This is a genomic window from Flavobacterium sp. B330r (assembly GCF_056824325.1).
In genome coordinates this window covers 3541751-3554852 of the sequence record NZ_CP124860.1, presented here as the reverse complement: position 1 = coordinate 3554852, position 13102 = coordinate 3541751, and the positions used below count along the sequence as shown (strand labels likewise).

At 34.4% G+C, this 13102-nt stretch carries 10 protein-coding genes; 5 read left to right on the top strand and 5 right to left on the bottom strand.

The annotated features are described in order from the left end of the window. The first annotated feature begins 5 nt into the window (after positions 1-5). The gene (locus QLQ95_RS15740) at positions 6-2189 is read left to right on the top strand and encodes a M1 family metallopeptidase (protein ID WP_482500552.1); all 2184 of its coding nucleotides are present in this window, start codon (positions 6-8) and stop codon (positions 2187-2189) included. 98 nt (positions 2190-2287) lie between these two features. Beyond that, entirely contained in the window at positions 2288-3667 is a 1380-nt protein-coding gene (locus tag QLQ95_RS15735; protein ID WP_482500551.1) for a Gfo/Idh/MocA family protein, read from the top strand. A gap of 134 nt (positions 3668-3801) precedes the next feature. Here the strand turns inward: QLQ95_RS15735 and QLQ95_RS15730 are convergent, their stop codons facing one another. The 4 genes from QLQ95_RS15730 to guaA form a co-directional block, all read right to left on the bottom strand. Then, complete coding sequence (locus QLQ95_RS15730; RefSeq protein ID WP_320495290.1) at positions 3802-4203, bottom strand: OsmC family protein; 402 nt, start codon at positions 4201-4203, stop codon at positions 3802-3804. Further along, complete coding sequence (locus tag QLQ95_RS15725; RefSeq protein WP_482500549.1) at positions 4203-6278, bottom strand: PBP1 and LysM peptidoglycan-binding domain-containing protein; 2076 nt, start codon at positions 6276-6278, stop codon at positions 4203-4205. Before QLQ95_RS15725 ends, QLQ95_RS15730 begins: the two co-directional genes overlap by 1 nt. A gap of 94 nt (positions 6279-6372) precedes the next feature. After that, entirely contained in the window at positions 6373-8286 is a 1914-nt protein-coding gene (locus tag QLQ95_RS15720) for a LysM peptidoglycan-binding domain-containing protein (RefSeq protein WP_482500547.1), read from the bottom strand. Between the two features lie 63 nt (positions 8287-8349). Further along, positions 8350-9879: a glutamine-hydrolyzing GMP synthase gene (gene guaA, locus QLQ95_RS15715; RefSeq protein WP_095929910.1), complete on the bottom strand. Its 1530-nt coding sequence runs from the start codon at positions 9877-9879 to the stop codon at positions 8350-8352. A 224-nt stretch (positions 9880-10103) separates the two neighbouring features. Here guaA and QLQ95_RS15710 point away from each other — a divergent pair, with 224 nt between their 5' ends. Then, a complete protein-coding gene (locus QLQ95_RS15710) occupies positions 10104-10631 on the top strand; it encodes a hypothetical protein (protein WP_482500545.1) in 528 nt (175 codons plus the stop codon). Positions 10632-10803: 172 nt separating this feature from the next. On the opposite strand, the gene QLQ95_RS15705 is transcribed toward QLQ95_RS15710, so the two are convergent. Next, complete coding sequence (locus QLQ95_RS15705) at positions 10804-11517, bottom strand: hypothetical protein (protein WP_095929908.1); 714 nt, start codon at positions 11515-11517, stop codon at positions 10804-10806. Between the two features lie 293 nt (positions 11518-11810). Here QLQ95_RS15705 and QLQ95_RS15700 point away from each other — a divergent pair, with 293 nt between their 5' ends. After that, on the top strand, positions 11811-12731 hold the full coding sequence (locus tag QLQ95_RS15700) for a DnaJ C-terminal domain-containing protein (protein WP_095929907.1): 921 nt from the start codon (positions 11811-11813) through the stop codon (positions 12729-12731). Next, complete coding sequence (locus QLQ95_RS15695) at positions 12728-13033, top strand: chaperone modulator CbpM (protein WP_095929906.1); 306 nt, start codon at positions 12728-12730, stop codon at positions 13031-13033. The genes QLQ95_RS15700 and QLQ95_RS15695 overlap by 4 nt, the downstream gene beginning before the upstream one ends. The last annotated feature ends 69 nt before the right edge of the window (positions 13034-13102 follow it).

Sequence of the window (13102 nt, the reverse complement as noted above, 5' to 3'; positions counted from 1 at the left end):
TAAAAATGAAAAACCATTTTTTAAAATATACTTTTTTTGGTCTTGTCCTTTTGATGGCACCAAAAATAGAGGCACAAAACAAAACAGAAAAGGCAGATGAATTATCCATTTATCGCGCTACTCCTTTAAAAACACATGATTTAATTCATACCAAACTAGAAGTTTCATTCGATTACGGAAAACGCTATTTGTACGGAAAAGAATGGATTACTTTAAAACCGCATTTTTACGAAACCGATTCGCTTAAATTGGATGCAAAAGGAATGGATTTTAAAGAAATCGCTATTATTGATGGTAAAAAAAGCATTCCGTTACAATACAAATACGATAACGAAGAACTTTCTATCGCTTTAAACAGAAAATACAAAAGAACCGAAAAGTATACGATTTTTATTAATTACACAGCAAAACCAGCAGAACTGAAAAGCAAAGCTGGCGAATCGATTACCAATTCAAACGGATTGTATTTCATTAATACTGATGGAAAAGGTGACAAACCAACACAAATATGGACGCAAGGCGAGACGGAAGCTTCTTCTTGCTGGTTCCCGACAATTGACAAACCAAATCAGAAAACAACTTCTGAAATTGCAATGACAGTTGAGGCAAAATATACCACGCTTTCAAACGGCAAATTAGCTTCCCAAAAAGTAAATAAAGATGGAACCAGAACTGATATCTGGAAAATGGAACAGCCAAATGCGCCTTATTTATTTATGATGGCCGTTGGTGATTTTAAAATCTATAAAGATTCTTATAACGGTAAAGAAGTCAGCTATTATTTAGAGCCAAAATATGCGCCATATGCCAAACAGATTTTTTACAAAACGCCAGATATGATGAATTTTTACAGCAAAATGCTTGGTGTAGAATATCCATGGGCAAAATATGCGCAAATTGTGGTGAAAGACTATTTTGGAGGTGCTATGGAAAATACTTCTGCGACAGTTCATGGTGAATATGTTCAGAAAACAGAACGAGAATTATTAGATGATAATCAAGAAAGTACCATTGCTCATGAGCTTTTTCACCAATGGTTTGGAGATTATGTAACGGCTGAATCTTGGTCAAATTTAACAATGAATGAATCGTTTGCTACTTTTGGAGAAGTTCTTTGGCACGGTCACGATGCTGGACAAGATGCTGAAGACAGATCTCGTTATGAAAAATTACAGAATTATTTACGCTCACAAAAAAATGGTGACAGCCCTATTTTAGCCCGTTTTCATTACAGAAACGCAGACGATATGTTTGATAATATCAGCTATTCGAAAGGTTCGATTATTTTGTATGCCATGAAAAACCAAATGGGTGACGAAGCTTTTTTTAAAGGACTAAATCATTATTTAACCACAAACGCTTATAAATCTGGAGAACCGCATCAGCTGCGTTTATCGATGGAAGAAGTGACTGGAAAAGACTGGCTGCCTTATTTTGATCAGTGGTATTATAATGCTGGAAGTCCGATTCTGGATGTGATTTACAAATATGCTAACGGAAAAATTACCATTACAATAAGTCAATCTCAGGATAGTGCTGTGCAAACCTTTACACTGCCTTTAAAAGTTGATTTTTACGTAAACGGAACTAAAATAAGAAAGGATATTTTAATTGATAAAAGAACGCAAAGTTTCAGTTTTGATCTTCCTTCAAAACCAGAATTTATAGATTTAGATCCGGATAAAATTCTAGTTGGTGAAGTTAATGTAGATAAAAAAACGGCTGCTGATTATCTTTTTCAATATAAAAATGCGCCATCGTATTATAACCGAATTGAAGCTATAAAATTTGCTTCAAAAGACAGAAGTCAGGAGTCACAACTTATTTTATTGGAAGGTTTAAAAGATCCCCAAGAAGACTTAAGAGTGTTGAGCATCAAAGCAATTGATTTAAATGAAAAACAAACCAAAGATCAGGTTTTAAAATCACTGCTTGACATTGCCAAAAACGACAAAAAGACCATTGCCAGAGCAAATGCTATTGTAAAATTGGCTTCTACTGGAGATACTTCTTACAAAACGTTAATGGAAGAAAGCATTAAAGAACAATCATACAACGTAATTGCTGCAGGATTAGCAGGATTAACAAAATATGCACCAGCCGAAGCAGATAAGGCATTGGCTTCATTAGATGACGATACCCAAAAACATGTAACGCCATTAATGAAAAGATTTAGTAGTCAAAAATAATTATAAAAGTCCTTGGATTGTTTTGTTTTTGAAAACCTCTCTAATTTGGTTCATTAGAGAGGTTACTTTTAGAATAAATTACCACTAAAATATCACTTATGAAAACTACCTTTTTTAAATCAACTATAGCTCTTTTTCTTTTGTTCGGATGGACAATTGCATCGGCACAAATGATTAAGACCAAAACTCCTGCACGTGCAAAAGGACAGCAAGATGTGTTGAGAATGGCAGCAGATCCGATTCCAACCGTTCGTGTTGCTTTCATCGGACTTGGGATGCGCGGTCCTGGAGCGGTCGAACGTATGACACATATTCAGGGTGTGGAAATTGTGGCTTTGTGCGACATGACTCAAGAAAATACTGCAAAATCAAATGAGATTTTAACGAAAGCAGGTTTCCCAAAAGCACAGGAATTCTATGGTGATGAAAATGCTTGGAGAAAAGTAACGGCTTTGCCAAACGTAGATTTAGTTTATGTAGCTACAGACTGGCTCCACCATGCTTCTATCGGAGTTCAAGCCATGAAAGACGGAAAACACGTTGCGATTGAAGTTCCTGGCGCTTTAACCATGACAGAAATCTGGGAATTGATTGATACTTCAGAAAAAACTAGAAAGCACTGTATGCAATTGGAAAACTGCGTTTACGATTTCTTCGAACTGACTACTTTAAACATGGCTCAGCAAGGTCTTTTTGGAGAAATTCTTCATGCTGAAGGTTCTTATATTCACGGTTTACAGCCTTTTTGGGGAGAATACTGGAATAACTGGAGAATGGATTACAATATCAAACACCGCGGCGATGTTTATGCGACACACGGTATGGGGCCTGCGTGTCAGGCACTAAACATTCATCGCGGTGACAAAATGAATTTCTTGGTTTCTATGGATACAAAAGCCGTGGGAAATCCTGCTTACATTAAAGAAAAATCAGGAAAGGAAATTAAAGATTTTAGAAACGGTGATCATACCATGACGATGATTCGTACCGAAAATGGAAAAACAATTCAGATTCAGCACGATGTGACTTCTCCTCGCCCGTACAGCAGAATGTATCAATTGAGCGGGACAAAAGGATTTGCCAATAAATATCCGCTTGAAGGTTATGCATTGGACGGAAAAGAGTTAGGTGACGATGTAAAACCAAATCACGAAAAATTAAGTGCGCACTCTTTTGTTCCTGAAGAAGTGAAAAAAGCATTAATGGAAAAATACAAACATCCAATTGCTAAAGGAATCGAAGAACAAGCCAAAAAAGTAGGCGGTCACGGCGGAATGGATTTTATTATGGATTATCGTTTAATTCACTGTCTGCAAAAGGGACTTCCTCTGGATATGGACGTATACGATTTAGCCGAATGGTCTTGTCTTGGTCCATTAACCGAAATTTCATTAGATCATAATTCTGCTCCTGTTGAAATTCCAGATTTTACGCGTGGAGGCTGGAATAAACTTAAAAAATTAGAGTTTTCAGAATAAATATATTGGTTAGTTAAAGAGGGACAAGAGGGCAAAGTAGATGTTGCTCTCTTGTTCCATTTTTACACCATTCATAAAACAAAAAAAGCCACCTGATTTTCTCAGATGGCTTTTCTTATTTTTTGATAAAAAAATTAATTCCAATTGAAAGTAATTCTCTTTTCTATTTCACTGCTTAAACTTAGAAATACTGGGCAAGTCATTGCAGCACGTTCCAAAATCGTTTTGCTTTTTTCATCAGCATTACTTTTCATTTGAAATACAATTTCGATTGCTCCAATTCTTCTTGGTTCTGCATTCATAATTTTAGTTACTTCAGCTGTGGAACCAACAAAATCTACTTCCAAATCACGGGCTTTAATTCCCATAATGGTCATCATGCAGCTTGCTAATGCGTTTGCTACAGTATCTGTTGGAGAAAATGCCTCACCTTTTCCGTTATTATCTAATGGTGCGTCAGAAATGATTTCGCTTCCTGATTGCACGTGAATTGAACCTGTTCTTAAATCTCCTAAATAGGTTACTTTTGATGTCATTAATTTGCTACTTTTAAAGTTAAGTCACTATCATAATATAAGATGTAAACACCTTTATTAGCGTGTCCGCCATCTTCTTTTCTATAATATTGAAATTTATTGTCTACTTGCTGAGTCGTCATCAAATCAGCTGTTTCTTGAAATGTTTTTCCTTGAGATAAACGCATCATCGTGTCAAAAGTTACATCAAATCCTCTAGTTGCATAAGTTGTTGGATTTGCTTTGTTTTTCAAACGAAATTGTTTTTCATAAATTAAAACTGGCTGTTCGTCACTTTCGCGCGTTACAGAAGGATACATTAATTTCAATTTTATCAAATTATCAAAACTAATTTCATCTGTATCCAATGTGCTGTTTGGCTCTAAAATCACCAATTGAACCTGACATGTTTTCTGAGAATCAAGCAATGCTTTAATTGTAGCTTTAACCATCGCTGTATTACCGGTTTCCATCACAACATAATTCATTCGATTTGGCATCAACAAGCTTTTTAAATTAGCCACATCCAAACCACCTGTTTCGGTTAAAGTTGCAAATGCAACTCCTTTTTGGTTTTGTCTGATATAATTAATAACCGACTCCTTTTTCTTATCTACTACCGCTACAATATTCCCGTTTTTAGAACGCATATAATCAAAAACCGAATTTCTAATCACGTCATTTGAAGGTATAGTTTGATATAAATTGTCAATCGGATTTGCACTATCTTTTGATAAAGGAGAAATTACTGGAACGTCATATGAACGTAGCATGTTTGCTGTAGTTTCTGCATTACTTTGGTAAAATGGTCCAATTACAGCATCTGCATCTTGAAGTTTCGGAGTTAAACCTACAACATTAGAAGTTGTTTTAGTTTCCTGAGAATCGTAAATAGCGACATCAATTGGAAGCTTTAATGTTTTTGCAGAATCAATCGCCATCATAGCTCCAGCATAAAAATCTAAAGTCATGTTTAAGAACTTGTCGTTTTTAATTCTGTTAGCTGTTCCAGAAGTATCGCTTTGTACTTTAGCCAAATTAAAAGGAAGCAATAAAACTACTTTTTTACGCTCGTTAAGCCCTTTCTTTTTGGTCAACTCAACAATTTCTACGTTTTCGTTTTCAGTCGATTTTACTTTATCGACAATTTTAATTCCACCGCCAGTATTTTCAACTGGTTTATACACTGAAGAATCAGCAGGTTTATCTGGCACTTGTGCAGCAACAATTGGTGCTGGAGCCACATATCCTGTTGGAACTTTCAAAACCATTCCTTCTTTTACACCTTCAGAAAGTGACGGATTCAATGCCACTAGTTCTTCTTGCGACAGATGAAAAACCCTTCCTAAACTATAAAAAGTTTCCTTTGGTTTAACCTGATATTCCATATAAGTCACCGCTTTTTTAGATGTTTCCGCAGGCTTTTTATTTTCTACAGCTTTTGCCGTTTCTACTGGAGCAGCTTCTGTTTTTGGAGCTGTTCCTTTTATGGTCAATCTGTAACCAACTGGCAAGCTGTTCACAATATCTGGATTGCGTTTTTCCAATTCGTCAACCGTAATATTATACTGTTTTGCAATACCAAATTTTGTTTCTTTTGGCTGAACATCATGATAAACATATTTTTCAGCACCTTTTTCTTTAGCAGGTTTTGCTGCCGCTGCTTTTGGAGCAGATCCTTTTGCTGGAATAACCAATTTTTGTCCGATTTGAACACCAGTTTTTTCCAAAAACGGATTTGCAGCTTTTAAAGCTTCATCTGAAATTCCGTATTTTTTCTCGATACTATAAAAAGTTTCCTTTGGTTGCACTTCATGGATAATCTCTTTTCCTGAAGCCACTACAGTTTTAGTTTCAGAAACTTCTTTTTTTGCTTCTCCTGTTTTTGTCGGAATCAACAGCACAGAATTGGGCACCAATCCCGTTCTTGCATCTGGATTGAGCTGATAGATATCATAAGGCGTTACCTTAAATTTTTGTGCAATCTGATTAATCGTCTCACCGCTCGATACTTTATACTTCACCACTTTTTCTTGCGAAAATGCGCTGGAAGTCATAAAAAATACGAGAGACAATACTGTTAAATAATATTTCATAATAAGGCTTAAAACAATTTAATTTCTAATTCTAAAATAAGTTACAATTTTACTAAAAGCAAAATTCGCGCCGTTTGCTTTATCGCTGTAAAAATTACCTTAAATCGATTTCTACTTTAGCAATAATGATTTCTTTATATAACTCATCTTCTTCTTTTTTCTTGCATTTATAAAGCACTTCTTCCATGTTTTCGAACTTATCGGCGTAAACATAATACGAAAGGCTGTTAATATTGAAAAAGAAGCTAGCGTTAAATTCACCAGAATCAATGAGTTTCATAATGAGCTTATCTCGGTCAACTGCGTCTGTAAATATACCTAAAACTAAGTAATACCCGTTTGAAACTTCTTTAAGATTATCATAAACTTCAACTTTTACTGTTTTGTCAGGTCTTAACGGATTGTCTTTCAATTCTTGTTTCATTTCTTGCAATGAAATTGTTTTTGAATTTTCAGCTGCACCCTTTTTTTCCTGTTTCTTAACCGCTTCATCCTGATATTTTTTCAATTTGATTAAAGCCAATTTATCATCAAATTTTCGAGCTTCCATACTATAATAAGAAGCTTTACTGATGTGTCTTTTTACTTCAATTTTTTTCTGAGTGTCCAAAGAATCTATTTTAGCAATTAAAAGCTGATTTTTTTCATCTCCTTTTTCCTGCTCGATTTTATAACGTTTAATTTCTTCTAAAGACAAACGCTGCTGTAAAGGTTCTGTATTAGATTTTTTCTCGCTTTCGCGGATTTTCTTCTTGTATTCCTGATTTTCCTCAACTGCGATTTTCTCTACTTTATTCATCAAACCAGCGTAGGCTTTTCGGTTTTCGGCCAGTTCCTTTTTCAATTGAGACGATAATTCATTCGTTTTATTGATTCCTTCAGAAGATTGTTTTTCCAATCTTTTAGATTCTTCAACATTCAAAATATCCATTCGCTTCAACTCTTTCAAATCATTATTCATTGAAGTGACAAGCGAATCTAATTTTGCCATTAAAATATCCTGAACATTCTTATTTGCTTCTAAAACCAAACGGAGTTTTTCAACTGAGTTTTCTTTAGAACCATTCATATCGTTCAGATTCACTTTCAGATCATTAATTTTTATAATTTTCTGATTCATTTCTTTCTGAACCACAAGACGGTCTTTTAAATCCTCTATTTCGACTGTTTTAGCTTTTGTTTTTTCAACCACAACTTGTTTTTCGGCCAAAGCCAACATCAATTCTTCACTTTCGTTTGATGGTTTTATGGCTGCTGTATTAATGGCTAATTTGTTTCCAACAACTAATCCGTTTACGATTTCAGGATTTTGAGATTCTAATTGATCAATTGAAATTCCGTATTTCTTAGCAATCGAAAATTTAGTTTCTTTTGGCTCTACAACATGAAAAATGGTTTCTTGATTAATTACACGAACTCTCCCATCCAAGGTTTTTCTTTTGTTCGGAATTGAAATCGTTTGACCAATTTGCAATCCATTAATTAAAATGTCTTTATTTAAATTTTCTAAATCTTGAACCGAAACATTGTATTGTCTCGCAATGCTGAATAAAGATTCTTTAGCCACAACTTGATGCGTAGTTTTTGAAGAAACAGCAGCTTCTAATTTAGTTGCATTATCTAAATTTTGAGGAATTATTAATTCTTGACCAATTTGGAGTCCGCTGGCCAGAATTTCTGAATTGGCATTCTGAATGGCTTCAACCGAAACATGATATTGTTTAGACAAACCAAACAATGTTTCTTTGGGCGCAACAATATGGGTTTGTTGCTTTGAATTTTTATTTTCTAAGGAGTGAACTGGAATCTTTATAATCTGATTATCCTTGATTCCGTTTTGCGATTCGGGGTTGAGTTTGTAAATCTCGTCTACAGAAACCTTGTATTTTTGGGCAATGAAAAAAGCGGTTTCTCCTTTTTGAATTCTGTGTTCAATTATTGCATCTTGTGCAGTTATTTTGTTAAAAGACAAAACAAACACAAGAGAAATCGTTAAAAGTTCTCTCATAAATAGTAGGTTGTAAAAAATTAAGGCCTTACAAATGTAAGACCTTAATTTTAAATTATGCTACTATTCCCACTCAATTGTTGCAGGTGGTTTCGAACTAATATCGTAAACTACACGATTCACGCCTTTTACTTTATTGATAATGTCGTTTGACACTTTCATCAAGAAATCATAAGGTAAATGAACCCAGTCAGCAGTCATACCATCTGTTGATTCTACAGCTCTAAGCGCTACTACTTTTTCGTAAGTACGCTCATCGCCCATAACACCAACACTGTTTACAGGAAGCAAAATTGCTCCAGCCTGCCAAACTTTATCGTATAATCCCCAAGATTTTAATCCTTCGATAAATACAGAATCAACATCTTGCAAGATCTGTACTTTCTCTGGCGTAATATCTCCTAAAATTCTAATTGATAATCCAGGTCCTGGGAAAGGGTGTCTTCCTAATAATTCTGGATCTATTCCTAATGTAGCTCCTACTCTTCTTACTTCGTCTTTAAACAACATTCTAAGTGGTTCTACAATTTTTAATTTCATATAATCTGGCAATCCACCAACGTTGTGGTGCGATTTAATTGTCGCAGATGGTCCTTTTACCGAAACAGATTCAATAACGTCTGGATAAATAGTTCCTTGTGCTAACCATTTTACGTCTTCTAATAAATGCGATTCATCATCAAAAACTTCGATAAATACACGACCGATTGTTTTACGTTTCGTTTCAGGATCGCTGATTCCGGCCAATTCGCCAAGGAAACGATCTCCAGCATCTACTCCTTTTACATTTAATCCCATTCCTTTGTATTGATCTAATACGCTTTGGAATTCGTTTTTACGTAAAAGTCCGTTGTTAACGAAGATACAGTATAAATTTTGCCCGATTGCTTTGTTTAATAAAACTGCCGCTACAGTAGAATCTACTCCTCCAGATAAACCAAGAACCACTTTATCATTTCCTAATTTCTCTTTTAGTTCTGCTACCATTTCGTCAACGAAAGCATTTGGAGTAAAGTTTTGAGGAACTTCAGCAATTTTAACTAAAAAGTTCTCCAGCATTTTTTTACCATCTGTAGAGTGGTAAACTTCTGGGTGATATTGAATTGCATAAGTAGTTTCGCCTTCAATTTTGTAAGCTGCGTATTCTACGTCATGCGTGCTTGCTAATTTTACAGCATTTGTTGGAAGCACTTTGATACTATCGCTATGGCTCATCCAAACCTGGCTGTTTTCTGAAACTCCTTCAAAGAAAGTTTCACCTTCTTTAATATAAGACAAGTTTGCTCTACCGTATTCTCTTGTATTGGAAGCAGCTACTTCACCGCCGCTGAAATGAGCCAAATATTGAGCTCCGTAACAAACAGCAAGCAAAGGCATTTTACCTCTAATTTGTGATAAATCAGGATGTGGCGCATCTTCTCCTCTAACAGAGAAAGGGCTTCCTCCTAAAATTACGGCTTTATAACTTGATAAATCACTTGGAATGTGATTGTAAGGAAAAATTTCGCAGAATATATTTAATTCGCGAACTCTACGCGCAATAAGCTGAGTATATTGCGATCCGAAATCTAAAATAAGTACGTTGTGTTGCATGCGCAAAAATACTTTTTATATTCGAAATTGAAAAATCGGAGCAATGAAAAAAAATATTTTTTTTTCATTGTAGATTCTAAGATACTTAGTTACTAAGATTCTGAGCTTTTTTCTAGCTCAAAAACAAAAAACTTAGCATTTTAGAACCTTAGCAACTCAGTATCTTTGCAAATCCAAAAACCGAATTATTTCGTATCTAACGAAAAACCCAATTTAATTTAACCATGAAATCAAAAATTATTGCCCTGTCAGCTTTCTTATCGATCTTTTTTTGCTCTTGCAACACTGTTGATGATTTGCTGACTTTTACTATTTCGAACAATGCTTCGATTAAAATTCAAAGCACTTCTCCAATTAATCTGCCTTCAGAGATTATTACGCCAGAGGTTACGACCAATTCTTCTGCTGAGTTTGAAAACAATAAAACAAAAGTAAATTTGGTGAAAGATGTAAAAATCAGATCGCTGAAATTATCGATTACAGATCCTTCAGATAAAACATTTACCTTTTTAAAATCTATACATCTATATATTTCTACAGCTAATTCAGAAGAAATTGAATTAGCGTATGCTGACAATATCAATGTATCTAGTAATACGATCGATTTGACTTGTACTGATAAAAGATTAGATGAATATATAAAAGCAGACAGTTACAAAATCAGAACGAAAGTAACATTGAAAGAAACTTTAACAAAAGATGTGACCGTAAAAGCAGAAATGAAGTTTAAGGTTACTGCGGATCCATTTTAGTCTAAGATGCTAAGGTTCTGAGGTTCTAAGATTCTAAGATTCTGAGGTTTTAATCAGATTGTATAACAAAAAAGGAGATTCTAAAATAGAATCTCCTTTTTTGTTTGTGTTTAAGCTTCTGAAAAAAAAACTTAGTATCTTAGAACCTCAGAACCTTAGCATCTTAAAAAAATCACTCTTTCGTTACCACTATCGACGCTTTAAAACCTGCTGCTAGATTATCCCAGTAATCATTGGTTACTAGATTGCCTTTATCGTCGTAAACTTGTATTTCTGCTGTGTTTCCTCCAAGCGTTCCTATATTTAAAGCTTCAAAATCTAATTTATTAAAACCTTGTCCAAGATTGATTTTTACTTGCTGGAAATTGGAATCTAGCAAAATTCGGTCTCTTACCACAACTTCATTGCAAGATACTTTTACTAAATCGCCATCAATTGCTCCAAAATCTCGAAACTTCACTATAAAATATTCTGATTTCGTTTTAAAATCACCCAACGAAATATTCCTCTTTACCAACACGCCGCGTCCTTCTCGTAAACCAGCATCTTTCAAACTTTTATCTAAATCTTTTTCCATTTTTGCTACATATCGGTCACCGGGATTAGCAAAATCGGTTTCAGTAGACATGGTAAATTTGCTTTTTTCTTCTCCAATCTGAAATTTTGATTTTGGAGTTATAGTAGTATTTTCAAAAACATTTGGCGTTTTAATTGCCGGCATATCATTAAAATCTGCCTGCGGATCTTTGACTTCAGGAATCGGAGTCTTTTTGGGCTTCGCAGTAAACTTTCCCCCTGGAATTGCTTTGAATTTAGTATTAGACTCAATTTGAGCTGATACAGATATCGCAGTAAAAAATAATATGAAAAATAAAATGTGCTTCATTGAAAAAGTATTATCGAATCGCCTTTTATAATTAATACAAACCAAAAGTCTAGCATCACAAAAATAGTATAATTTAGTTAGGTGCTGCAACTTTAGGAGTTTTATAACATTAAATTAAGCTAATTTTTGGAATCAAAAAACCTGCCAAGATTTTTTATTTCATAAAAAATAAATTTCAATTTTACAATTTGCAAATTCCAAAGACTTACTTTTTAAAAGCATATAGCATTTTGATTATTAACAACTTATTCTTACCTTGAAGACTTTATTTACCATTTATAAATCACAGCAAAATGGATTATATTGATTACTACAAAATATTGGATGTTACAAAATCGGCTACCGAGGCAGACATCAAAAAGGCCTATAGAAAACTGGCTAGAAAATATCATCCCGATTTAAATCCGAATGATAAAGAAGCCGAGAAAAAATTCAAAGAAATAAATGAAGCAAACGAAGTTTTAAGCAATCCTGAAAATCGAAAAAAATACGATAAGTACGGTAAAGACTGGAAACATGCTGAAGAATTTGAAAAAGCAGGCTACGATCCGAACCAGCAGCAAAGCAGACAGCAAGGCGGTTATCAATATTCTGAAGGCGATTTCTCTGGTTTTGGAGATGGAGAATATTCTGGAAGCGATTTCTCCGATTTTTTCAATTCGATGTACGGCGGAGGAAGAAGCAGATCGCAATCTAAATATAGAGGCCAGGATTTTAATGCCGAACTGGTATTAGATCTAGCAGAAGCTTACACAACACATAAACGAAACTTGTCTGTAAACGGCAAAAATATACGAATTACGATTCCGGCTGGTGTAGAAAACGGGCAGATTATCAAAATTCCGAATCATGGCGGGCCAGGTGTAAACGGCGGACCAAACGGCGATTTGTACATCACTTTTATCATTTCTAATAATTCAGATTTTAAACGTGAAGGAAATAATCTGTATGCTGAGGCGCCAATTGATTTGTATACGGCTATTTTAGGCGGAGAAACGTATATCAATACTTTTGATGGAAAAGTAAAAATTAAAGTTCCAGCAGAAACACAACCGGGAACCAAAGTGAAACTGAAAGGAAAAGGATTTCCTGTTTATAAAAAAGAAAATCAATTTGGTGATTTATACATCACTTATACCATCAAAATTCCAACAAAACTTTCTGATAAGGAAAAAGAGTTATTTGAAGAATTAGCAAAACTTAGAAAGTCATGAAAAATAAAAACTTAATACAGATCAAACAGTTTTGTATCTATCACGAAATTGAAAACACCTTTATTACCGAACTTAATAATTATGGTCTCATTCATATTATTACAGAAGAAAATGACGAATTTCTAGAACCAGAACAGCTTCCTACAGTTGAAAAAATGATTCGAATGCATTACGATCTCAAAATTAATTTAGAAGGAATTGACGCCATTGCAAATCTTTTAAATAAAATTGAAGCCTTGCAGCAAAATTTAAATACGGTACAAAACAAGCTTCGCCTTTACGAAGAAAAAGAAACCGAATAACGATTTATATCACAAAAAAGCTTGAATTTCTGAATTGATTTCAAGCTTTTTTTTATTCCTTTCAGAACC